We start from the raw sequence: 23,754 nt of genomic DNA, 5'->3' as shown, positions 1-23,754 counted from the left end.
CAGGCACAGATACCAAGGAGAGGTAATGCAGGACGATTCTCAGACCAGGACGGGTGGCGGAGGACGCTCCCTGCTTGAAGGGTGGAACAGCCCGCCGAACATCGTCACGTACGTCCGCATTGTGCTGGTCATGGTCTTCATCGGCCTATACGCGAGATCGGGCGCCTGGGGGTCGGGTGGCCTGGGGCTGCGGTGGGCTGCCACTGTCCTGTTCGTCGTGGCCGCCTCGACCGACAAGCTCGACGGCTACCTGGCCCGCAAGTACGATCAGGTCACCGAACTGGGCAAGCTGATGGACCCTATCGCCGACAAGCTCCTGATCTGCTCCGCTCTGGTGATTGCCTCTATGTTCGGTGAGATCTGGTGGCTGGTGACGGTCCTCTTCCTGATCCGCGAACTGGGCATCACGGTCATGCGCTTCTTCGTTATAGATAATGGAGGCAAAGTCATAGCAGCCTCCCAGGCAGGCAAATACAAGACCCTGTTCGAGTGTGTCGGTCTGGCCCTGCTGCTGGCGCCCCTTGAGCGGCTGGGTACCTGGTATGTGTCGGTGGCTCGGGGGGTCATCCTCCTGGCCCTGGTCCTGTGCCTGTATTCGGGCTTCGAGTACATGCGCGGCGCTCTCGGCCACCGGTGACCGCGGAGGTCATGGCGGATGGGATGCATGGGCGGAAGGTATTGGTGATATGGAAGGAATGAAGGGCAGGCGCGGCGAAACTGCCACTGCATCCGGGGATGATCGGCTGGCAAGGCGGATTCTGGACCGTTGCAGGGACCTCGATCTCTTGCTGGCTGCTTCCGAATCCCTGACGGGTGGCCTCATGGCCGATGCCTTCGTGCGGGTTCCCGGTGCCTCCGATGTCTTCCTGGGTTCGGCGGTCACCTATGACATCGAAGCCAAAGCCTCCGTCCTGGGGGTCACCCCGGGGCTACTGGCCGAGCATGGGGCCGTCCACCCGCGTGTGGCCCAGGAAATGGCCCTGGGGGCCGCCAGGCTTTATACCCAACCTGGGCATGAAGGACGGGTGTTGGGGTTGTCCACGACTGGCGTGGCCGGGCCGGGGCCGGACAACGGCCGGCCGGCAGGGCTGGTATATGTCGCCATCGCTGTTCCGGACGGGGTCCTGCCTGGTGACGCTCTGGGGGGGCTGGCGCTTGACGGTTACCACCTGCTCTCCTATGAACTGCACCTCCCGGGTTCGCGTGAACGTGTCCGTCGGGGCACAGTCCGGCAGCTGCTGGTCAGGCTTGATCAGCTCCTTGCTCCCAGGAAACTCAAGGCGTGAGATAGGTCACAGGGAACCGTGTGCGGTTTCGTGCTGGGAATAATCGACCCCCTATGGTGTTTGGGCATGGTGACGGTGAACACACGAAAGGCGAAAGGGGCTGCGATGAACAAGGCAGAGACCGTGTTGACCAGGTCCAAGGACAGGTTCGAACTGACACCAACGGCTCCCACCCAGGACAGGAACGCCCGCGTACGGGATTTGACGCCGGCTCAGCGGCGCGCTGTCGCCTTCGCCCAGCAGCAGGTGATGCGGGCCCGGGCTGCCAAGAAGGCGAAGGAAGAGCGTCAGGCCAGCCTGAACAAGATGTGGATGCAAGAGGACGGCGTTAGCGCCGGCAAGAATGACGAAACGACTGATAGGCCGGTTCAGCGGGAAGGGCAGGAGGTCTCCCTGCGGGAGGCTTTGGGCCATGTCTTGCGTGAGCTGCGCACCAATGATCACAAGACCCTGCGGGAGGTCAGCGAGAAGGCCGGGGTGTCGCTCGGTTACCTCTCCGAGGTGGAGCGCGGGCAGAAGGAGGCCAGTTCGGAACTTCTGAGTTCGATCGCGGTGGCCCTCGGTCTCGGTGTGCCTCAGACCCTGCGTCTGGTGGCTGATTATCTGGAGACCAGCAACCAGGGCTGAGAGGTCATCTGGCTCAGCGTGGCGCCCGGTCCGTCAGGGCCGGGCGTTTCGCGTATGGGCTTCATGCCATAAGGTGGTGTGTTGTGAAAGAACGTGAATTCTGGGCCCTTCTGGAGGAAGTCTTCGGCCGTGTCTACGGGCGTAGCCTGGCCAAGGATCAGCGGTTGGCCCGACTTGATTCGATGACCGTCCTTGAGGCTTTGGATGCTGGAATGGAGCCACGGGTGGTCTGGAACCTTTTATGCGATCAGATGGAGGTGCCTGATTCCAGGCGCTGGGGCAGGGACCACAACGCGCCGCCTCTGCCCGCCGCCTGAGCGCCCCGACGCTATTCGAACATATGTTCGTATCATGGGTTATAATCTAATCATCGGCAGAACCCTGCGTCTTGTCGGAGGTGGGGGCGGAGCCACATTCGACCACAACGTGCGGTTGGGTTGGAGCGGTGGTGCACCGGCGCTTAGGGTGGGCTGCACACGAAGCATCGATAGGAGAGCCAGATGGCACATCAGACCAACAGCAAGTCCAAGGGCAAGGTGGAAGACCTTGACGGGATGGATCCACGTCGCAAGGCGGCCCTGGACACAGCCCTGGCCCAGGTGGAGAAGAACTTCGGCAAAGGATCGGCCATGCGCCTGGGCGACAAGCCGGTCCAGGACGTCGAGGTGATTCCCACCGGTTCCCTGGCCTTGGACATGGCCCTGGGCATCGGGGGGCTGCCACGGGGCAGGATTGTGGAGATCTACGGCCCGGAGTCCTCGGGTAAGACCACCCTGGCCTTGCATGCGGTGGCCAATGCCCAGCGCAATGGCGGAGTGGCGGCGTTTATCGATGCCGAGCACGCCCTCGACCCCGAATACGCCCGTAAGTTGGGGGTGGATACGGATTCGCTGATTGTCTCGCAGCCGGACAACGGCGAGCAGGCCTTGGAGATCGCGGACATGCTGATCCGTTCGGGTGCCCTTGACGTGATTGTGGTCGACTCGGTGGCCGCCCTCGTGCCCAAGGCCGAGATCGAAGGCGACATGGGTGACAGCCACGTCGGCCTTCAGGCCCGGTTGATGAGCCAGGCCTTGCGCAAGATGACCGGCGCCCTCTCCCAGGCGAACACGACCGCCATCTTCATCAATCAGCTCCGTGAGAAGATCGGTGTCTTCTTCGGCTCCCCCGAGACCACGACTGGCGGCAAGGCCCTGAAGTTCTACGCTTCGGTCCGCTTGGACATCCGGCGCATCCAGACCCTCAAGAACGGGGATGAGGCGGTGGGCAACCGCACCAAGGTCAAGGTCGTCAAGAACAAGATGGCCCCGCCTTTCAAGATCGCTGAATTTGACATCCTCTACGGTGAAGGCATCTCAAAGGAGGGTTCGGTCATCGACATGGCCCTTCAGTCCAACGTGATCAAGAAATCCGGATCCTGGTTCACCTACGAGGGCGATCAACTGGGCCAGGGCAGGGAGAACGTCCGGCAGTTCCTGAAGGATAATCCCGGGCTCACCCATGAGATCGAGGACAAGGTCAAGGTCGCCTTCGGACTTACTCCTGCTCCCGATGAAGCCGGAGGGGGTGCACAAGGGGCCGCGGATCCAGCCGGTGAGACATCCGCGGGACAGGCCCCAGGTGACAGGTCATCGGCCGACGGTGCCAAGACAAAGACAACTGCCAAGGGTGCTCCGGTGCTCGCGGCTCAGGCAGCCTGAGGACAGACGTGATCGAGGCTTCATCCTTCCTCAGGTCACATCCCGTCCTGATTGAGTCGGATCAAGAGTGCGGACCAAAGGGTCACGGGCCGCGCAAGCGGCCCCGGGTCGACGGCCCCGGGTCGACGATTGACCCCACCAAACCCCTGGGAGGCCGGAAGTACGAAGTGCTGGGGCAGGATACTGCCCCGAAAGGCCCTGATGAAACCGACCGGAGGTTGCCATCCGGAGGAGCTTTCGGCCATACCAGTGACGAAGAAGACGGGGACGGCGCCTGTCGCGGGTCGCATGGGGGAGTCAGGCGCCGCCGTAGGAGGCAGCGGCCTCCCAAACAAGGCGGGTTCGGTTCAAGGGGCCGCGCCATAAACGATGGTGGATTGGAAGACCCCAACGATGAGGAGGCCTGTCGGGAGGCGGCCCTGACCCTGCTCGACGCGGCGGCTCGCCCCCGCAAGGCCTTGTATGAACGGTTGACCGGCAAAGGTTATGCTCCTGAGACCGTCGAAGGTACAGTCAAACGTATGGAGGAACTCGGTCTGGTGGACGACGAGTCCTATGCACGCTCCTACCTGCGTTATTGCCTGGGTCGTAACCTTGGCGAGCGGGGTGCCTTGCGTGAGATGACCCGTAAGGGGCTCGAGACAAGTCTCGCCGAACGGGTTGTGGCCCAGGCCGCAGAGCGTGGACTGTTCGTGGATTCAGCCTATGAGCTGGGGCGCAAGCTGGCCCGTAGGACACGAGGCATGGACCCCCAGGTGCGCAAGCGCCGCCTGTGGTCGGCAGGTGGCAGGAAAGGCCATAATCCATCATTGATTCGGCAGGTGGCCGGAGACCTGTTCGCCGATTCGCACGACGAAACATAACATATGATGCGTGAGGCCCCTCATACCCCGGGTTCTGTCGTCCCCGAAGGGAACGGATGGCCATCCATCTCGACCTGACGTCGCCGCCAGGCTCTAGCGGCCTACCCGAAGGCGGGGCGAGCAACCCCTGAATGCCTTCTGCTTGGCCTTGCTCCCGATGAGGCTTGCCATGCGACCTCTGTCACCAGCGGCCCGGTGGTCTCTTACACCGCCCTTTCACCCTTACCCACCATCAGGTGGGCGGTCTGCTCTCTGTTGCGCTCTCTCTCAGGTCACCCTGGGCGGACGTTATCCGCCATCGTGCTCTATGGAGCCCGGAAGTTCCTCAGCGGTCCGAAGGCCGCCGCGGCCATCGAGAGGTCTCACGCTCAATCAGCATAGCCGATGGGGTCGGACCGCGTGTCTGGTGGCGCAAGCTGATCGGTCGTCGGCTACAATCATAGCTAGGCGGGAGGGTAATGCAGCCCCCAGGCCCACGGTAACGGGTCCAGCCCGTTTTCATACAAGGAGGTCCACATGGACATCGTCATTACCGGGCGCCATACGCAGATCAGGCAGAAGTTCCGTGACGTCGCAGAAAGCAAGATGAATCGTGTGACCGCCATAGCCCCCGACGCCCAGCGGGTGCAGATCGTACTTACCCACGAGGGCAACCCACGGCAGGCGGATTCGGCCAAGCGAGTCGAGCTGACGGTCATCGCCGGCAAGACCGTCATAAGGGCGGAGGCATCATCGGCCGACGAATTCTCCGCACTCGATCTGGCCCTGGACAAGCTGACCCTCCGTTTGCGTCGTGCGCGAGACCGCCGTAAGAACCACCGCCGTGGTCTTGAACACGTCCCGATGCCTATGGACGTCGAGCCCGAACAGCTCCCTGAGCGGGTCCAGGCACCGAACCCGGACAACTCCGCCCAGCTGGATGCCATGGCGTCGGATCTGGGTCCCGGCGAGTCGGTCGAGGTCCAGGTGGGGGATACGCCCATCGTGATCCGTCGCAAGCTCCACATCGCCGATCCCATGTCCATCGACGAAGCCCTGTACGAGATGGAGCTGATCGGGCACGACTTCTTCCTCTTCGTCAATAAGGAGACCGGTCGTCCCTCCGTGGTCTACCACCGGCATGGCTGGTCCTACGGCGTCTTCGAGATCGACACCGCCGATCACGCCAAACAAGCCGGCAAGTAACAGACATACCAGCCGCGCTGCGATTCCCGAGGGGGAGGGTGCGGGGCAACAGGACGGACGCTCCCTGGTCTTCGGGTCCGCCCGTCCTTCGTCAAGGAATGGATCATCGGCACGCACGATTATCCATAGCGGGTCGCATCCCGCTACGAGGCAGCGCAATAGGTCTTCCGTCCCCCGGAAACACTGTTGCCACGCAAGGATACTGCCCGCGGGCTTGCTTCCTTTCTCCCATCCCCATGAACGCGTGGCGACAGCAGAGGTCGGGCCGCGCATCGATGTTGGCATGGGATGCTAATTTAGGGAAAATCCGGCAGGCCGCGTACCATGGGGAAGGCTTGGGCCTGGCCGAACTCACCGGTCTGGATTTGAGTATTTGTCGGGAAGAATATAGGGAGCGCAACGTGGTAGCAGTCTTGGACAGGATCCTTCGCATGGGCGAGGGGCGCCAGCTTCGTAAACTTGAGAACGTGGCGAAGGCGACCAACGCCTTGGAGGATGAGATCTCCGCCATGAGCGACGAGGAGCTCAAAGGCCAGACCGCCAAGTTCAGGGAACGGCTGGACAAGGGCGAGAAGCTGGATGATCTGATGCCCGAGGCGTTCGCCACTGTGCGTGAAGTCTCAAAGCGTACACTGGGCCAACGGCACTTCGACGTGCAGCTTATGGGCGGCGCCGCCCTGCATTGGGGCAACATCGCCGAGATGAAGACCGGTGAAGGCAAGACTTTGGTCGCCACCCTCCCCGCCTACCTGAACGCACTGTCGGGGGAGGGAGTCCATATCGTCACCGTGAACGACTACCTGGCCTCCTACCAGTCCGAGCTCATGGGGCGCATCTTCCGCTTCCTGGGTATGAAGGTCGGATGCATCATCACCGACCAGAAGCCGGCCGAACGCCGCAGGCAGTATGAAGCTGACATCACCTACGGCACCAACAACGAGTTCGGTTTCGACTACCTGCGTGACAACATGGCCTGGGACAAGGAAGAACTGGTCCAACGCGGGCACCACTACGCCATCGTCGACGAGGTCGATTCCATCCTGATCGACGAGGCCAGGACCCCCCTGATCATATCGGGGCCGGCCGAGGGAGACGTGACCCGCTGGTACCGGCAGTTCGCCAAGCTGGCGCCAAAACTGACGCGTGACGAGGACTATGAGGTCGACGAGAAGAAGAAGGTCGTCGGCATCCTGGATCCGGGCATCACCAAGGTAGAGGACTTTTTGGGCATCGACAACCTATATGAGCCGGGCAACACCGCTCTGATCGGTTATCTGAACAACGCCATCAAGGCCAAGGAGCTTTTCCTCAAGGACCGTGACTACGTGGTCCAGGGGGGCGAGGTCCTGATCGTCGACGAGCACACCGGCCGTCTCCTGCATGGGCGCCGCTACAACGAAGGCCTCCACCAGGCCATCGAGGCCAAGGAAGGTGTGGAAGTCAAGGCCGAGAACCAGACCTTCGCCACCATCACCCTGCAGAACTACTTCCGCATGTACGACAAGCTCGCGGGTATGACCGGCACCGCCGAGACCGAAGCCGCAGAGTTCATGAACACCTACAAGCTCGGGGTGCTGCCGATTCCGACCAACAAGCCGATGATCCGCAAGGACCAGGAGGACCTGATCTACCGGACCAAGAAGGAGAAGCTGGCGGCCATCGTCAAGGATGTCGCCAAGCGCCATGCCAAGGGGCAGCCGATTCTGTTGGGCACCGCATCGGTGGAGTCGTCCGAGGTCGTCTCCTCCCTGCTGGATGTGGCAGGCATCGACCATCAGGTCCTGAATGCCAAGCAGCATGCAAAAGAGGCTGGCGTCGTCGCCGTCGCCGGCCGTAAGGGTGCGGTGACCGTCGCCACGAACATGGCCGGGCGAGGCACGGACATCATGCTCGGTGGCAACGTCGAGTTCCTGGCCGACCAGCAACTCAAGGATCAGGGGTACTCTCCGGACGACACGCCGGAAGAGTACGAGAAGCTCTGGCCCGGGACGCTTGAGCGTGTCAAGGAGCAGGTCAAGGACGAGCACGAGGAGGTCGTTGAACTCGGCGGCCTGTATGTGCTTGGTACTGAACGGCACGAGTCCAGGCGTATCGACAACCAGCTGCGTGGCCGTTCCGGCCGCCAGGGGGACCCTGGTGAGACCCGGTTCTACCTCTCGCTGGAAGACGACCTGATGCGCCTGTTCAACACCCAGTTGGTGGCGCGTGTCATGTCCAAGGGCATGCCCGAGGGCGAGCCGATCGAATCGAAGTCCGTCTCCAAGGGCGTGCGCAACGCGCAGAAGTCGGTGGAGTCGCGCAACTACGAAATCCGCAAGAATGTGCTCAAATATGACGACGTGATGAACAAGCAGCGCAAGGTCATCTACGCCGAACGCCAAGCCGTGCTTCAGGGCGAGGACATTCACTCCGATATCGAGCGTTTCATCAAGGACACCATAACCTCCTACGTCCGTGGCGCCCAGAAGGGTTCCGACAAGCCGGCAGATTGGGATTGGGAAGGGCTGTCCAAGGCCTTCGAGAGCCTGTGCGGCGATGATGTGGATGAAGTCGAGTCGAAGGCGTCGGTGGACAAGCTCAAGGGCGAGAAAGCAGTCAACGCCCTGTCCAAACACCTGGTCGCCCAGGCCAAGGTCCTGTATGGGAAGCGTGAGCAGGAGCTGGGTGCGGACCCCATGCGCCAGCTGGAGCGTCAGGTGGTCCTGTCCGTCCTGGACCAGAAATGGCGTGAACACCTCTATGAGATGGATTATCTGAAGGACGGCATCGGTCTGCGCGGCATGGGGCAGCGCGACCCCCTGGTCGAGTACCAGCGGGAGGGCTTCCAGATGTACAACTCCATGATCGATGCAATCAAGGAGGAATCCGTCCAGCTCCTATACAACGTCGACCTGGAGCAGGTGGCGGAATCGACGCGGGCAAGGGCTCAGGCTAAGCAGGAGCAGGAGAACGGCGCGGACGAGGACGAAGACATCGACTACCAGGCTCCCTCCGATCCGGATGCTGTCGATGAGGACTCGGATGTAGCGGCAGCGGCGCAGGAAACGGCTGTCGCCCGGACCGGAAGTTCGGACGAGGCGGTAGATGGTGTCGTAGGGCCCGAGCCCCTGAGCCATGCTGAGCAGGAGGTGCCGGTCAGCAAGCGACCGAAGGCTGAGGAGGAGCATACGCCTTGGGCGGATGGTCGCACCTTCCCGGGTACTCCGAAGAATGCGCCCTGCCCCTGTGGTTCCGGCCGCAAGTACAAGATGTGCCACGGGCAGAACGAGCGGTAAGAGATCCGCCAGGCACCCGGAACGGTAACGGACGGCCCCCTCACCTGAGATATCCGGTGAGGGGGCCGTCCTATTCACAGGTGCTAGGGTCTCAGTCCGTTCGGGAAACAGAGATATGTTCGAACATGCATATGCTCACACACGGGCGCCGTCGTCGTCCGGTGCCCGGCGCTGATGGAAATCCCCACGCCCGGCTATCAGCCCGGCGATGCCGATCATGGAGCATAAGCCGAAGACCGGCCCCAGTACCGACGGCGGATGGGGAATGAAGAGCGTCAGGACCAGCCCAAGGATACCAACCACGGTGAGGATGCTATAGAGGAGGGTCAATCCTCTCATCGGGCCCAGGGCGGGATCGGGCGGCGTGAAATCGGAGGACCGGTCCATGATTTCGTCCGTATCCAGCCAACTGGAGGAGAAGTTACGGGGGCCCCTGCCAGGGCCTTGGCCGCCCCCAACGAAGGTGGACCTGTCCAGATCGGAGGCTTTCAGGGCTGCATGCTTTTCGTCCCTTTGCACCTTGCGTTCGAATTTGCGTGCCGTGGAGGACGATGCCACATCGCCCAGGTCGTCCTGATGAGCAGCCAGGAACTCCCCCCAATAGTCCCCATCGTCTTTGCCGTCGCGCCGTATGGGACCCTTCGGGTTTTGGGGCTTGTCATCGGCATTGCTATCCTTGTGCTGGGTCATAGACCCAAGAATAACCGTGGCGGAACAGATCTGCCACTCTTCCAGGCCGACAGGGGGAGGCTCCGTGCTCTACTGGTTCTTCGTCAAGCTGTTGGGGCCACTCGCCCGAGCCTGGTTCCACCCGGACGTGCACGGCGGGGAACACATCCCAACCACGGGTTCGGTCATCATCGCGTCGAATCACCTGGCCGTCATAGACGATGGTCTGTTGCCCCTGGCATGTCCACGGATGATCCACTTCATGGCCAAGGCGGAGTACTTCACCGGCAAGGGCATCAAGGGACGTTTCAAGAAGTGGTGGTTCAGCTCGGTTGGTGTGTTCCCAGTGGATCGCTCGGGCGGGTCCAAATCCCTGGGGGCCTTGGAGACCGCACGTGAGATACTGGAGCAGGGGCATGTCTTCGGCATCCACCCTGAAGGAACGCGGAGTCCTGACGGGCGTCTGTACCGGGGACACACCGGCATGGCCCGCCTTGCCTTCGAAACGGGAACGCCGATCGTACCGGCGGCCCTGATCGGCACCAGGGAGTTGCAAAGGCCAGGCAAAACCCTGCCCAGTCGTGGCAGGACGACAGTGGTCTTCGGCGAGCCGATCCAGGTGCGTCGGGAGGTGGTCACCCAGTTGACCCACGAGGAGATCAGGGATCTGACCGACCGGGTTATGCGCGAAATCAGTCGGATGAGCGGGCAGGAATACGTGGACATCTATGCGCAGGTGGTCAAGAAGCGGGAGCAGCGGCAAGCCATCTGAAGTACCCCTTAGTTCGGAGCATGCAGGGCCGGGCTAGGTCTGGCATCGGCTCTTGCATTTGTATACACGTATATATCATGCGTGCTTGCCGGGTTCGGGTAATGCATTGCAGGAACAAGGCTTCTGACTGCTCAGACTACCGTCAGTGTGATGACCGTGGCCTTTCTGTCCTCGCCATGCAGGCGGACCTGTTCGCCCGGCCCTGGACTCTGCAGACGGACCGTGTGGGACAGATCGCCGAGCGGGGCGGAAATTTTGACATCCAGCCCCAGATCTTTCAGGGTCTTGCTGGCCTCGTCCTCGTTCTTGCCGCGCACGTCGGGCAGGGTCACCATCTGTGGCCCCTTGGATACGACCAGGTCAACCTGATCTCCCCAGTGGAGTTGTTCGCCGGCTTTGCGGGAGGAGGAGATGACCTGCCCGGCGGGCACGGTGTCCGACCACTGCTCGGAGTAGTCGGCCTTGAGCTTCAGCCCGCCCAGGGTCCTGGCGGCTTCGTCGCGGCTCCTGCCCGTCAGATCCGGCATCGTCACCGGCATTTTCCCTTTGGACAGGACAATCGTGACGGTCTCGTTGTGCCTGAGCTTGGTGCCTGGCTGTGGATCGACGGACAGGGCGGCACCTTCGGGAACATCCAGGGAATACTGGTCTTTGTCCGCCTGATGGACCACCTTGCTAAAACCGGCAGAACCAAGTGCCTCCAGCGGGTGGGAGCCGGCCTGTGTGGCCGGGTCCATGATGTCCTGCGGGATCGTCGCCATGCGCACGCCCCTTGAGACCGTAAGGCTGACCGAGCCGCCACGTTTTCTTACCCGGGCCTCGGCCTGGCCGGGTCTGGCATCTATGATCTTGCCGGCCGCCACCGTGTCGGAGAAATCCTTACGGATCGTGTAGGGGATCCCCGCCAGCTTCAGGGTCTGCTCGTAGCGCTTGGCATCGGCGCCGGAAAGCGGGCAGGGTCGGTCGGACGGGCAGGAGATATCTGCGGCCCGGGGGAGTTTCCAGTAGGAGCCGGGTCCGAGGAAGTACCACCAGGCGCTGCCGCCGCCAGCCGCCAATAGCGCCAGGACGGTCAGGGCCGCGATCAGGATCAAGCGCCTGCGGTGTGGTTTTTGCTCTGTCGCAGAAGTTTCCGGGACATTGACCATGGGTTCGGTCGGACGGCCGGTCCTGGGTGCGGCCGTCGTGAATCGCCGGGTGGCACTCAGGGGCTGGGTTCCTTCCCCGTCGGTGCCTTCCACGGTCCTTCCGTCCTGCGCATCGGTCGGAAAGAGGTCGCCGGCACCGACATCGCCATGGTCTTCGACCTCTGACTCGTTGGAGCTGTCGGGCTTGGCCGTCGAAGCCGCGACCAGTGCGGGCTTGCCGGTGGTCTGGCCGTCAGACGGGTTGTCCAGCCGGTAACGCCAGGCCTCCATGCTCAAATCAGACAGCCCGGTCTTGAGTTCCTTGAGCGCGACTGACGCGTCCGCTGGCCGGTCCTCCTGACGCCGGGCCAGAAGGCGGGCGATCATGGCGGAGACGGCCGGATCGATGCCAGGGCAGGGCTGGTCCAACGGCGGCACATCCTCATGCACGTGCTTGAAGACCACAGTGACCGGGTTCTCACTGACGAACGGAACCGAACCCGTCAGCATCTCCCAGGCCACGATACCCACTGCGTACAGGTCTCCTTGGGGGGTTGCCAGATTCTCCTCGATAGTCTCCGGGGGCAGGTAGGCGGCGGTCCCCAGCAGCATGCCTGTGGAGGAAAGTGTGGCTTGGGAGATGGCGCGGGCCAGGCCGAAGTCGGTGATTTCCACATGCCCACGGTCGTTGATCAGGATGTTTTCCGGTTTGATGTCCCGGTGGACCACACCGGCCTCGTGGGCGGAAGCAAGGCCGTCCAGGACCTCTGAGACCACGCGGATGGTCTCCCTGACCGAGAAGGTCCCTTTGGTGCCCATCTCATGGCGCAGGTTGACCCCGTGCACGTATTCCATGACCAGATAGTCCAGTCCGTCAACCTGCCCCGTGTCGTAGACCTGGACGATGTGTGGGTTGGCGATGGCCGCGGCGGATGTGGCTTCCCGGCGGAAGCGTTCCTCGAACTGCGCGCGGTGTGGGCCCTGAGCCAGTTGGGTGTGCATGATCTTGATGGCGACATGCCGGTCCAGCCGCTGGTCGAGCGCCTCGTACACCGTGGCCATGCCGCCGTCTGCGATCCTGCCTATGACGCGGTATCGGCCTTCGATGATCTGACCCTTGTATGCCTCTGCCGCTTGACTCATAGTCGTATCGTACGGCCTTCCTGTGAGTGTAATGCCTACGGAGGTGGCTTCTTGGCGAAAAATCCACCACGGGGACGGTTCGGTGCCCGTATGGGAGAGGGGCCCCGCCATCCATAATGCTAGCCCCTGGTCCTGGCAGATGTGGTGGTGTGGCCGAGCGAGTTCAGGTCAGAAAGCGGGCGCAGGCGCGCTTCATGATTGCGACCTGTTCCTGGTCGAGGGACAGCTGGGTCCGCAATTCATCCAGGGTGTTCCTGTTGCGCAACCGCAAGTCGTTTATACGCCGTCGGGAGCGACCCACCGCTCCGGACTCCCGGAAGATGCGCAGCACCAGTGCCACCTGCCCTTCGTCGCGCTCGGGCGAAAGGTAGACAGTAATCAGACGGGCACGGTCGGCTGGGTTGCTTAATTCCAGAGAGTCGGCAAGAAGGACGGTTCGCTTGCCTTCCCGTACGTCGCCGCCTGCCGCCTTGCCTGAGCTGAGGGGGGTGGCGGTAGCGTCAATCAGATCGTCGGCTAGCTGGAAGGCCGCGCCGAGACCGGAGCCGAGACGATGGGAGAGTTCTGCGCTCGGGCCTGGGTCCCGGCCGGCCGCCAGCATGCCCAGCTGGATTGGGGCGATTGTGGTATAGGAGGCTGTCTTGGCTTCTATTGCGCCCATGGCCGCGCGGCGTAGTGCCTCGGGGTCATCCAATTCCATGGATTCCATGGCCAGGTCCATGACCTGCCCTTGGTTGACCTGTCCGACCATATCGACGAATGCCCTGCGGATGGCGGCCGGATGAGGCAGCGTGTCCGCGGCTGTATCGACGGTTCGTACCGCCGAGGCGGCCAGAAGGTCGCCCAAGAGAAGGGCCAGGGAGAGGCCTGTTTGCCCTTGGTGGACAGGATTGGCCCTTCGTTCGGTGAGTTCGGCCCAGTCCCGTTCCAGGGCTCGATGGGCTGATGGATGGCCCCGTCTCAGATCGGCCTGATCGATCAGGTCGTCGTGGACCAGGGCCGAGGTCTGGAAGATTTCGATGGCGCTGGCCAGATCCAGCACCGCCTTGTCCTGTTCGGCGTTTCGGGCTTCGACCCTGCAAGCCTGGTAGGTGTCGACGAGGAGGCGGGCACGCAGTCGCTTTCCGTCTCTGCCGGAGCGAATGGCCTGGGCCCTGACCAGCGTCAGGGCGCGGTCAGGCAACTCTGTTTGCCTGCCTGCCCAGTCTTTCAGATCCCTGGTGACCAGGCCCTCCATCCGCTGTTCAAGGGAGTTCGCGAACTGCTCTCGTGCCATGCCTCGAGCCTATCGACAAGGGTGGCCCAGACCCCTCCCGGCACATTCGACCACATTGCCCAGCGCCGCTATGGCATCTGGACGGGCCATGCCAGTCTTGCGACAGGGCCTTCGGACCGACCGGCGGGTCATACGGTAGTGAGGAGCGGACGATGGGACGGATGATGCAGGACGGACCGGGGGTCAGACCGGTAGGTGGTGGGGATGCGGAGCCGGAAGGCCGGATTCCGGCCATGGATCGTATGAAGGGACAGATGCGAAGACGGTTGGAGGAATACCGCCGCCGCCGGCATGAATACGGCGCCCAGGAGGCGGACAGGGGCTGGATGCGGGAACCGCTTCGCGAGTGGATAATGGGTTTGCAGGAGGAACCGGACCGTGCCCTGCTCTCAGTGGGCTCGATGGCGGCGATTGGGGTGGCGGTCGGGGAGACCATGCCCATCCGTGACGCACTGGTCGTATCGATGATCTGTCCCAGATCCCGTCTGGAGGGTACGGCCTTGTTGGACCTGTGCTCCAGGCCGGACCTCGACAGCAGCATGCGTCTGTTGTGCAGCTCCCTTGATGCGGCTTTCACCGACCCGTCCACGCGGCCGGACCTTCCACGCTGCCGGGCGGGACTGGCCATGTTGGAGCGGATGGTGCGGACCCTGCCCAGCGACTATCAGGTACAGCCACTTGCTATAACCGCCTATATCATGTGGTGGACGGGGGAGGGGGATGCCATGGACTACGCACTGCGGGCTCTCGGGCTTGATGGTGGGTGCACACTGGCATCGATCATCCTGGCTGCATTCCGGCATCAGGTGCGGCCGGCTTGGGCCTCGTGACCGGCCGGATGGGCATGGGGCGCGCCGTGATGGCGTCAACGCGGGAATAATCGTCCGACTGGAATGGTTCACTGTAGTAGTTGACGATTTGCCCTTGCCAGAAGTGCGCCTCGGCGCCCATGGCAGTCGGGGCGGAACTGTTCAGGAGGAAAAAGTTGGCCACGAAGGACACGACATCCGGCGAGAGCGAGCTCAGCGGGCAGGAGCACCCCAGCCGTAGCGGGGCCAAAATGGGCAGGGGCGCAAAAACCGGTAAGCAGGCGGCGTCGGCAAAGAAGAAGGCTGCATCGGGAACGCGTGCCGGTACGAAGGCCGGCTCCACTGGGGCGTCTTCGAAGAGCACCAAGGCCAGTGGTCGGAAGAGCACGCACACGTCCAAGTCCAAGCCAGCCACGGCCCATAAGCGGGCGACCAAGGGCGGCAAGCCCAGCAAGGAACAGGAAAAGCCGGAGGACGAAAAGATAGAGCTTGACGAGCCTGACGAGGATGCCGCCGATGAAACAGCGGACAGCGCTGATGAGGCCGGTGAGAAGGGGAGTGGCTCCAAAGAGCCGGTGACTCCACCCAAGGTCAAGGGCGCGTTCGTCGTCTCGGACGCTGACGAAGACGAGAGTGTGGCCCCATCGGGCAATCCCAAGCGGCGTGTGGTCACAGCGGGTGCCACCGCCGACCCTGTCAAGGACTACTTGAAGCAGATCGGCCGCGTGGCCCTGCTGAACGCCGAGCAGGAGGTTGACCTCTCCGAGCGGATAGAGGCCGGCCTGTATGCCCGGCACCTGCTGTTAACGGAGGGCGAGGGGATGCCTTTCAAACGCAAGCGCGAGCTCAAGTGGGCCGCCAACGATGGCAAGAAGGCCAAGGACCACCTACTGGAGGCCAACCTGCGACTGGTCGTCTCCCTGGCCAAACGCTACACCGGCCGCGGCATGCTCTTCCTTGACCTGATCCAGGAGGGCAACCTGGGGCTCATACGCGCGGTCGAGAAGTTCGATTACACCAAGGGCTACAAGTTCTCGACATATGCCACATGGTGGATTCGTCAGGCGATCACGCGCGCCATGGCCGACCAGGCGCGTACCATACGAGTGCCAGTCCACATGGTCGAGGTCATCAACAAACTGTCGCGTGTGCAGCGGCAGATGCTCCAGGATCTGGGCCGTGAGCCCACACCGGACGAGCTGGCCAGGGAGTTGGACATGCCCGTCGAGAAGGTCCAGGAGGTTCAGAAGTACGGCCGCGAGCCGATTTCCCTGCACACCCCTCTGGGCGAGGACGGCGACTCCGAGTTCGGGGACCTGATCGAGGACACCGACGCGATCGCCCCCTCGGACGCCGTTGCCTTCTCCCTGCTCCAGGAGCAGTTCAAGCAAGTCCTGGAGACTCTGAGCCCGCGCGAGGCTGGTGTGATTAAAATGCGGTATGGACTGGAGGACGGTCAGCCCAAGACCCTGGATGACATCGGCCGCGTCTATGGCGTGACCCGGGAACGCATTCGCCAGATCGAGTCCAAGACCATGTCCAAGCTGCGCCATCCCTCGCGGTCCCAGACGCTACGGGACTTCCTGGACCAGTGAGTGGGATCTGCGGGCGAGAGGACGAGCGACTGAAGCGGTAAGGGATATGGCGACTACTGGAAAGCGGACTGCAGGCGGCAGGCAGGAATCATACAGTGCGGATTCGTTGACCGTGCTGGAGGGTTTGGATGCTGTGCGCAAGCGTCCTGGCATGTACATCGGCACGACCGACAGCCAGGGGCTGATGCATTGCCTGTGGGAGATCATCGACAATTCGGTGGACGAGGCACTGGCCGGTGCTTGTGACGATATCAAGGTGACGCTCCATACGGACGGTTCGATCGAGGTCGAGGACAACGGTCGCGGCATACCGGTGGATGTCGAGCACAAGACCGGACTGTCTGGTGTGGAAGTGGTGCTGACGAAGCTGCATGCGGGCGCCAAGTTCGGCAATGCCTCGTATACGGCGGTGGGTGGCCTGCATGGTGTAGGATCCTCGGTCGTCAACGCCCTGAGCTCACGACTCGACGTGGAGGTGGACCGTGACGGCAAGACATACCGGATGGAGTTTCACCAGGGTCATCCGGGTGCCTATTCGGATGCGGACCCTGATCATCCCTCGCCGGACTCACCCTTCAAGCGCACGCGCAAGGGACGTCCCACACCGTTGCGTGTGGTAGGCTCCGCCCCCAGGAAGCACACCGGCACCCGCATCCGTTATTGGACCGATCCTGAGATCTTCAACAACACCGCCGAGTTCAGCTATCAGCAGCTGATCGACCGGGTGAGGCAAACCAGCTTCCTGGTGCCCGGCCTCAAGATCACTGTGGTCGACGAACGCATCGAATCCACCGGTGACCTTGGTCGCGACCGGCTTCTGGAGATGGATGATGCCGGACAGGCCAGTTCGGCGCAGGCACCTGCGCCCCAGCAGGAGGAAACCGACGGGACCCGGCCGGTTGTCGGCGGGGCAGAATCATTATCCGCGGCAGCGGGGGAGGATGCCGGCGAAGACGGGGATGCGGCTTCGCCTTCCCGGGATGATGGCCGGGCACTTCCGATGGCGCCTGACGATTCACAGGGCCATAAACGTATCGAAGAGTTCCTGCACACAGGCGGAGTGGTTGACTTCGTCGATTATCTGTCCAAGGGGGAACCGGTCTGTGACATCTGGCACATCTCCGGTGAAGCCACCTATCAGGAGGAGACGCAGAGAGTCGGCCCCGACGGGGAGTTGCACGCCGAGCAGGTGGAGCGCGATTGCGGGGTGGACATAGCACTGCGCTGGGTGAACGACTACGATTCCACGATCCGTTCTTTCGTCAATGTGGTGGCCACCCCGGGCGGGGGCATGCACGTGGACGGGTTCATGAACGCCATGACCCGCGAGGTCCGTAAGGTCGTGGAGGCCAACGCCCGCAAGCTCAAGGTGAATCTCAAGGATCCACACACCAAGATCGAGCGGGACGATGTGCTGGCGGGCCTCGTCGCCGTCATAACCGTCCGCATCGCCGAGCCCCAGTTCCAGGGGCAGACCAAGGACGTGTTGGGCACCGCGCAGGTCAAGCCGATCGTCACCCGAATGACCGACGACCAATTCGGCCAGATGATCACCGGCTCCAAGCGTGGTTTCAAGGAGCAGGCCGGGAGGGTCCTGGAAAAGATCGTCGGAGAGATGCACGCGAGGATCCAGGCGCGCAAGACCAAGGAGGTGACTCGCCGCAAGAACGCGCTGGAATCCGCCTCCATGCCGTCGAAGCTTTCCGACTGCATGCCCGGCAATGATGATATCGCCGAGCTGTTCATCGTGGAGGGGGACTCCGCCCTGGGAACGGCCAAGGCCGCCCGCAACTCAGCCTTCCAGGCGCTCCTGCCCATCCGTGGCAAGATCCTGAACGTGCAGAAGGCCTCGATCTCGCAGATCCTGGGGAACAAGGAGTGCGCCTCGATCATCCAGGTTGTGGGGGCTGGTTCAGGTGCCAACTTCGACATCTCCCAGGCCCGCTACAACAAGGTGATCATGATGACCGACGCGGACGTCGACGGCGCCCACATCCGCATTCTCCTGCTGACCCTCTTCTACCGCTACATGCGTCCCCTGATCGAGGAGGGGCACGTCTACGCCGCCGTCCCGCCCCTGCACCGGATCTCCCTGGCCGGAAAGCACAAAGGTGAGTACCTGTACACCTATTCCGACGACGAGCTGGAAGGCAAGCTGGCCGAACTCAAGCGAGAGGGCATCGCCTACAAGGAGGACATCCAGCGCTACAAGGGCCTGGGTGAAATGGACGCCGACCAGCTGGCCGATACCACCATGGATCCCAGGACCCGCATGCTGCGCAGGATTCGCATGGAGGATGCCGAACAGGCCTCTCGAATCTTCCCTCTGCTCATGGGCGACGAAGTTCCCCCTCGCAAGCGGTTCATCGTGGAGAACGCCGACGACTTCGACCGTTCCAAGATCGATACCTGATTCGCAGGTGGGGGCATGCTTGCACTGCAGCGTGAACGGGCATGGGTCCCGGGTGGTCCATGTTCGGATGGTGACCAGACATGACGGGTAATGACGGGGTACTTGAAGGCTTTTCCGCTCAGACCCGGGCTTGGTTCGCTGAAACATTCGGACGGCCCACCCAGGTGCAGGCCGCTGCATGGCCTGCCATACGTTCCGGCGACGATGCCCTGGTCGTGGCCCCGACCGGCTCGGGCAAGACGCTTGCCGCTTTCCTCTGGGCCATCGATACGCTTTTGGCGGGCGCCGGGGAAGGGCCGGGCAGGCGGAGGAAAGCCGACACCGGTGCCGCCGCCGGAGTGAAAGTGCTCTATGTCTCGCCGCTCAAGGCCCTGGGTGCAGACGTGGCACGTAACCTGGAGACGCCCTTGGAGGGGGTCGCGGATGTCTATGAGGCCCAAGGCTTATCGGCACCATCCGTCAGTGTGGCGGTCCGTTCAGGCGACACCGATGCGAAGGGCCGCCGGGCCATTGCAACCCACCCGCCGGACATACTGGTGACCACACCCGAGTCGCTCTACCTGATGCTCACCTCCAAAGCACGTAAGGCCCTGAGCAGTGTGCATACGGTCATCATCGACGAAATACACGCCCTGGCCGGCTCGAAACGCGGCGCCCACCTGGCACTCAGTCTGGAACGACTGGATGTGCTGACAGGTTCACCGGCCCAGCGCATCGGCCTGTCGGCCACGGTCAGGCCTCTGGACCAAGTCGCGGCCTTCCTGGGAGGTGACCGGCCGGTCACCATCGTCAATCCGGCCGGACCTGCGCGCCTGGATCTGAAAGTGGTCGAGCCTGTGCCGGATATGAGTGACCTGGGAACCGGCAAGGAAAGCGGGACAGGCCAAGATGACGACCGGTCGGCCGGGACACGGTCGGTCTGGCCGGCCATAGAGGAATCGATACTCCAGCAGGTGCTCGCTCACCATACGACGCTGGTTTTCGTCAATTCGCGTGGACTGGCGGAGAAGCTGACGGCCCGCCTCAATGAGCTTGCCGGAGACAGTCGGAAACCCCACCGGAAGCAGGCCGCTGACAAAGAGGCAGAGCCGGACGGACCGACGCACTATTCTTCCGTCAACGGATCCACCTCCCAACGTGTCTGCGCCGGTTCGGATACGATTGCCATGGCCCACCACGGATCGGTGTCCAAGGAACGTCGACGGCAGATCGAACAGGCATTGAAAGCCGGCGAACTGCGCTGCGTCGTGGCGACCTCAAGCCTGGAATTGGGTATCGACATGGGTTCGATCGACCTGGTCATCCAGGTGGCGCCGCCGCTTTCGGTCGCCTCAGGCCTGCAAAGGGTCGGTCGGGCCGACCACCAGGTCGGAGCCGAGTCCCATGCCCTGATTTACCCGGTCAGCCGTAGGGAGATACTGCAGGCGGCGGCCAGTGCCGAAGCCATGCTCTCCGGCGCCATCGAACCGACCCATGTGCTGGCCAACCCTCTGGATGTACTGGCCCAGCAGACCGTCGCGGCCGCAGCCATGGACGAACTCAAGGTCGATGACTGGTATGAGCTCGTACGGCGGGCTGCCCCCTATCACAGGCTGGACCGGGGGGTGTTCGACAGTGTGATCGCCATGCTCTCTGGCGAATACTCCTCAGAGCGTTTCCGCCTCGTCCGTCCGATCCTGGTATGGGACAGGAAGGGCGGGACACTCGCGGCGAGACCTGGTGCCCAAAGGCTGGCTGTCACCTCCGGCGGCACCATACCCGACCGGGGTTCATACAGTGTCGTCCTGCCGCAGGAGGAGTCCAGTCGCGCGCCCCGACGTGTTGGAGAGCTGGACGAGGAGATGGTCTACGAATCGCGCGTTGGCGACATCATAACCTTGGGCACCACCTCCTGGCGCATCCGGCAGATCACCAATGACCGTGTCATCGTACAGCCGGCCCCAGGTCGCTCGGCCCGTCTGCCTTTCTGGCATGGGGAGGGGGTTGGGCGCGATGCCGGCTTCGGCCGCAACCTGGGACGGATGACCAGGCAACTGGCCGACGGATTGACCTCCGCATCGCAGGCGGCAGGCGAAGGGGGGAAGCCTAGCGCCCGATTCGACCATGCGGCGACGCGACGGCTTTCCGATGCTGGGCTTGATTCCAACAGCCTGGACAACCTGGCGGCCCTCCTGGCCGAGCAGCGGGCCTCAACCGGTCTGGTTCCCTCCGACCGTGACCTGGTCGTCGAACGATGTCCGGATGAGGAAGGCGATTGCCGGATCATCCTCCACTCGCCATACGGCAGGCGGGTGCACGAGCCTTGGGCTCTGGCCGTGTCCGCCCGGCTCAAGCGCGAGCGAGGTTACGACGGATCGGTATATGCGGCCGACGACGGCATCGTCCTGCGTCTGCCACAGGAGGACATCAACCTGCCGGTGGCCCGGCTGTTTGTCTTCGACCCAACCGCCATACTGCATGAAATCCGGGCCGAAGTGACTGCTTCGGCGCTCTTCGCCGGCCGATTCAGGCAGGTGGCCGCCCGTTCCCTATTCATGCCCAGGGCGCAGCCGGGCCGGCGGGTGCCCCTATGGCAGCAGCGCCTACGCGCTTCCCAGCTCCAGCAGGCGGCCCAGGAGCAGGGCAACTTCCCGCTCCTGGCCGAGACCATGCGCGAGTGCCTGGAGGATGTATACGACCTGCCGGCCCTGCAAGGCCTCATGCGTTCCATCGCCGGGGGCCAAGTCCGCCTGACCCAGGTCGATACCCCCACGCCGTCGCCTTTCGCGTCGGGCCTGCTCTTCGGCTACGTGGGCGCATATATGTACCTGTACGACATGCCTCAGGCCGAACGCCAGGCCGCCATGCTCTCCATTGACCCGGACCTGCTGGCCAAACTGGTAGGCAGACCTGGAGGCGCGGCGCTCATGGATCCGGAACTGGCGGCCGGACTGGAGGCCGAGCTCCAATGCCTCCCCTCCGACAGGCGCCGTCATGGCGCCGAGGGTGTCGCCGATTTGCTGCGCCTGTTGGGACCTCTCACGGCAGCTGAAATACGGGTCCGGCTCAAGCCGGTGGGGGAGGTGGACGGACGCCGGTACCCGGAAGATTCGATCCTCTCCGCATATCTCGGCGCTCTCGAGGCCCAAGGACGCGTTGCCCGGACGCGGGTGGGGGGACGGTTCCTGTGGTCCGGCCTGGCCGATGCGGAACGTTTGAAAGCCTTGCAAGCTTACAAGGTGGATGATCGGGACTCCCGAAAGGCCTTTGCCGGCCTGGTGGCGACCTATGCCGCCACACACGGACCATTCACCACCGGACGCATCGCCGATCGCTTCGACATGAACCCGGCCCTGGCCAAGGACGGATTGGAAGCACTGAGTCGGGACGGCCGGCTTTTGGGCGGGTTGTTCGTGCCTCCAGAGGGACTTACCACGGCGGAGGAGGATGGTCTGGAGCAGGCTGGCGGTAGTATGCCGCCCGGCCAAGGGCGTGAAGCGTCAACAGCGGACGGCCAGTGGATCGACCCGCAGGTCTTCCGTCGTCTGCGCTCGCGGTCCCTGGCCCGGGCCCGCAAGGCCGCACGGCCGGTGGAACCCGCTGTATACAGCCGCTTCCTGTTGAACAGGCAAGGGGTGGCGGCGGTGGGGCGCGGCCGCTTCCGTGGGCCCGACGGTCTGTTGGGCCTGTTGCAGTCCTATGAGGGTGTATATCTCCCAATCGACCTGTGGGAAGGGGGTTTCCTGCCAGCGCGGATGGCGGATTTCCGACCGGCCATGCTTGATGAGCTCCTGTCGGCCGGCGAATTGATCTGGCTGGGTCGTAGGACAGGTGGCGAGTCCGGTGGGCAGCTGGCGTTCTACGCGGCCGATTCGCCTTTGCTGGCCCTTCCCGTGACGGCTTGCGATGGGACACGGCCTACAGTGACGACTGATGAGGCGGAGGACGACGATGGGCCGGCGGGACTGGGCTTACGGCTGCATGCAGCGCTGGCTTCAGGCGGATCCTATCATTTCAAGCAGCTCCTGTCCGCTTGCCTGAGAGAACAAGATGACACGAACCGTGTGAGCCAATGGCTGGTCGAGGCTCTTTGGCGCTTGGTATGGCAGGGTCGGTTGACGGCCTCAACGCTGGCCCCTATCCGTCGGTTGACTGCCGCTGCCGGGGACCGTCGGCCTCGCACCCCCTACCGCACGCGTCGTGCGGTCCGGCCGGTCTTGATCTCCGCCGCAGGCAGACATCCAGCCGTGCCCACAGAGTCCACGGCCATGCTGGCCGCCGGACTTGGTTTATGGTCGCTTCCCCCGCAGCCGGACATGCGTGTCGATGGTCCTTCTTTCGCGGACCACACGCAATTGGCACTGGAGGCGGCCCAACAGGTCTTGGAACGGGATGGCGTGGCCTCTCCGCTGATGGCCGATCAGCTTGAGGCGCCCTTTTCATTCTCCCAGCTGTATCCGGTCTTCAAGCGCCTGGAGGATGCCGACCGACTCATGCGGGGTTCCTTTGTTTCGGGGTTCGGGGGTGCCCAGTTCGCTCAGCGGGAGACGGTCGCGGAACTTAGACAGGGGCAGGAGCGGCAGGTTGGTCAGGATGACGATTCGGTCGTGGTCCTTGATGCCCGGGATCCGGCCAATCTCTATGGGAAGGCCCTTCCCTGGCCACCCCTGGAGGGTCACGGTTCCGGACCAGCGCCCAGGCCCAGCCGCCGAGCCGGAGCCCTGGTCGTTTTGTATAGGGGTTCCCTGGTCCTCTACGCAGCTCCTCAGGGACACCACCTGCTTGTCTTTACGGGGGCGGACAGGCCGGTCTTGGATGTTGCATGCCGTCAGCTGGAAGCCTGGTTACGGGCGCGGCGCAGTGGTGCGGTCTTCTTCAAGGACCTGAATGGGCGGCCCTTCCAAGCCGATTCCCCGGTCGCACAGGCCCTGCGCCATGCCGGCTTCACCTTCGGTCCGCAAGGGATGAAGCTCTACTGACATAGGTTCAAAGGCGCTGGCTTTGACCTTTCCTGATATGAGAGGGTCACGGCCAT

The 23,754-nt window shown here is 63.1% G+C and carries 15 protein-coding genes, 1 other RNA gene and 2 pseudogenes; 14 read left to right on the top strand and 4 right to left on the bottom strand.

Annotated elements, in window-relative coordinates:
• The first annotated feature begins 25 nt into the window (after nucleotides 1-25).
• From pgsA to CRD59_RS03285, 6 genes are all read left to right on the top strand, one after another.
• Entirely contained in the window at nucleotides 26-637 is a 612-nt protein-coding gene (pgsA, locus tag CRD59_RS03310; RefSeq protein WP_113853178.1) for a CDP-diacylglycerol--glycerol-3-phosphate 3-phosphatidyltransferase, read from the top strand.
• A gap of 49 nt (nucleotides 638-686) precedes the next feature.
• Nucleotides 687-1,286, top strand: coding sequence for a CinA family protein (locus tag CRD59_RS03305; protein ID WP_236632689.1), 600 nt, complete (start codon nucleotides 687-689; stop codon nucleotides 1,284-1,286).
• A gap of 105 nt (nucleotides 1,287-1,391) precedes the next feature.
• Nucleotides 1,392-1,913: a helix-turn-helix domain-containing protein gene (locus CRD59_RS03300; protein ID WP_113853176.1), complete on the top strand. Its 522-nt coding sequence runs from the start codon at nucleotides 1,392-1,394 to the stop codon at nucleotides 1,911-1,913.
• Nucleotides 1,914-1,996: 83 nt separating this feature from the next.
• Nucleotides 1,997-2,230, top strand: a complete 234-nt coding sequence (locus CRD59_RS03295) for a DUF3046 domain-containing protein (RefSeq protein ID WP_113853175.1) — start codon at nucleotides 1,997-1,999, stop codon at nucleotides 2,228-2,230.
• A gap of 183 nt (nucleotides 2,231-2,413) precedes the next feature.
• A complete protein-coding gene (gene recA / locus CRD59_RS03290; protein ID WP_113853174.1) occupies nucleotides 2,414-3,613 on the top strand; it encodes a recombinase RecA in 1,200 nt (399 codons plus the stop codon).
• Between the two features lie 377 nt (nucleotides 3,614-3,990).
• Complete coding sequence (locus tag CRD59_RS03285; protein ID WP_236632688.1) at nucleotides 3,991-4,476, top strand: regulatory protein RecX; 486 nt, start codon at nucleotides 3,991-3,993, stop codon at nucleotides 4,474-4,476.
• Between the two features lie 7 nt (nucleotides 4,477-4,483).
• Here the strand turns inward: CRD59_RS03285 and rnpB are convergent.
• Nucleotides 4,484-4,841, bottom strand: an RNA gene (rnpB, locus tag CRD59_RS03280) — RNase P RNA component class A.
• A gap of 151 nt (nucleotides 4,842-4,992) precedes the next feature.
• Between rnpB and hpf the strand changes: the two genes are divergently transcribed.
• The 3 genes and pseudogenes from hpf to CRD59_RS08405 form a co-directional block, all read left to right on the top strand.
• The gene (gene hpf, locus CRD59_RS03275) at nucleotides 4,993-5,661 is read left to right on the top strand and encodes a ribosome hibernation-promoting factor, HPF/YfiA family (protein WP_113853173.1); all 669 of its coding nucleotides are present in this window, start codon (nucleotides 4,993-4,995) and stop codon (nucleotides 5,659-5,661) included.
• A gap of 431 nt (nucleotides 5,662-6,092) precedes the next feature.
• Nucleotides 6,093-8,574: pseudogene (gene secA, locus CRD59_RS03270) on the top strand (preprotein translocase subunit SecA); the annotation flags it as partial.
• Between the two features lie 176 nt (nucleotides 8,575-8,750).
• Nucleotides 8,751-8,936 (top strand): annotated as a pseudogene (locus CRD59_RS08405) (SEC-C metal-binding domain-containing protein); the annotation flags it as partial.
• Between the two features lie 135 nt (nucleotides 8,937-9,071).
• Here CRD59_RS08405 and CRD59_RS03265 read toward each other — a convergent pair.
• Nucleotides 9,072-9,626, bottom strand: coding sequence for a hypothetical protein (locus tag CRD59_RS03265; RefSeq protein ID WP_113853172.1), 555 nt, complete (start codon nucleotides 9,624-9,626; stop codon nucleotides 9,072-9,074).
• A gap of 64 nt (nucleotides 9,627-9,690) precedes the next feature.
• On the opposite strand from CRD59_RS03265, the gene CRD59_RS03260 reads away from it, so the two are divergent.
• A complete protein-coding gene (locus tag CRD59_RS03260) occupies nucleotides 9,691-10,377 on the top strand; it encodes a lysophospholipid acyltransferase family protein (RefSeq protein ID WP_113853171.1) in 687 nt (228 codons plus the stop codon).
• Between the two features lie 131 nt (nucleotides 10,378-10,508).
• Here the strand turns inward: CRD59_RS03260 and CRD59_RS03255 are convergent, their stop codons facing one another.
• Nucleotides 10,509-12,647 carry a Stk1 family PASTA domain-containing Ser/Thr kinase gene (locus tag CRD59_RS03255; protein WP_113853170.1) on the bottom strand — a complete coding sequence of 713 codons (2,139 nt, stop codon included), beginning with the start codon at nucleotides 12,645-12,647 and terminating at the stop codon, nucleotides 10,509-10,511.
• Nucleotides 12,648-12,810: 163 nt separating this feature from the next.
• Nucleotides 12,811-13,923, bottom strand: coding sequence for a polyprenyl synthetase family protein (locus tag CRD59_RS03250; RefSeq protein WP_113853169.1), 1,113 nt, complete (start codon nucleotides 13,921-13,923; stop codon nucleotides 12,811-12,813).
• A 152-nt stretch (nucleotides 13,924-14,075) separates the two neighbouring features.
• Between CRD59_RS03250 and CRD59_RS03245 the strand changes: the two genes are divergently transcribed.
• The 4 genes from CRD59_RS03245 (at nucleotide 14,076) to CRD59_RS03230 (ending at nucleotide 23,698) form a co-directional block, all read left to right on the top strand.
• Nucleotides 14,076-14,753 carry a DUF4192 family protein gene (locus tag CRD59_RS03245; protein WP_113853168.1) on the top strand — a complete coding sequence of 226 codons (678 nt, stop codon included), beginning with the start codon at nucleotides 14,076-14,078 and terminating at the stop codon, nucleotides 14,751-14,753.
• Between the two features lie 155 nt (nucleotides 14,754-14,908).
• Complete coding sequence (locus CRD59_RS03240) at nucleotides 14,909-16,327, top strand: RNA polymerase sigma factor (RefSeq protein WP_407923102.1); 1,419 nt, start codon at nucleotides 14,909-14,911, stop codon at nucleotides 16,325-16,327.
• Between the two features lie 46 nt (nucleotides 16,328-16,373).
• Nucleotides 16,374-18,740, top strand: a complete 2,367-nt coding sequence (locus CRD59_RS03235) for a DNA gyrase/topoisomerase IV subunit B (RefSeq protein WP_113853166.1) — start codon at nucleotides 16,374-16,376, stop codon at nucleotides 18,738-18,740.
• Nucleotides 18,741-18,820: 80 nt separating this feature from the next.
• Nucleotides 18,821-23,698 carry an ATP-dependent helicase gene (locus CRD59_RS03230; RefSeq protein ID WP_113853165.1) on the top strand — a complete coding sequence of 1,626 codons (4,878 nt, stop codon included), beginning with the start codon at nucleotides 18,821-18,823 and terminating at the stop codon, nucleotides 23,696-23,698.
• The last annotated feature ends 56 nt before the right edge of the window (nucleotides 23,699-23,754 follow it).

The organism is Bifidobacterium xylocopae (assembly GCF_003315615.1).
GTDB lineage: Bacteria > Actinomycetota > Actinomycetes > Actinomycetales > Bifidobacteriaceae > Bombiscardovia > Bombiscardovia xylocopae.
Note: the sequence above shows the minus strand (reverse complement) of the source record. Positions and strands in the feature narration are given on the sequence as shown.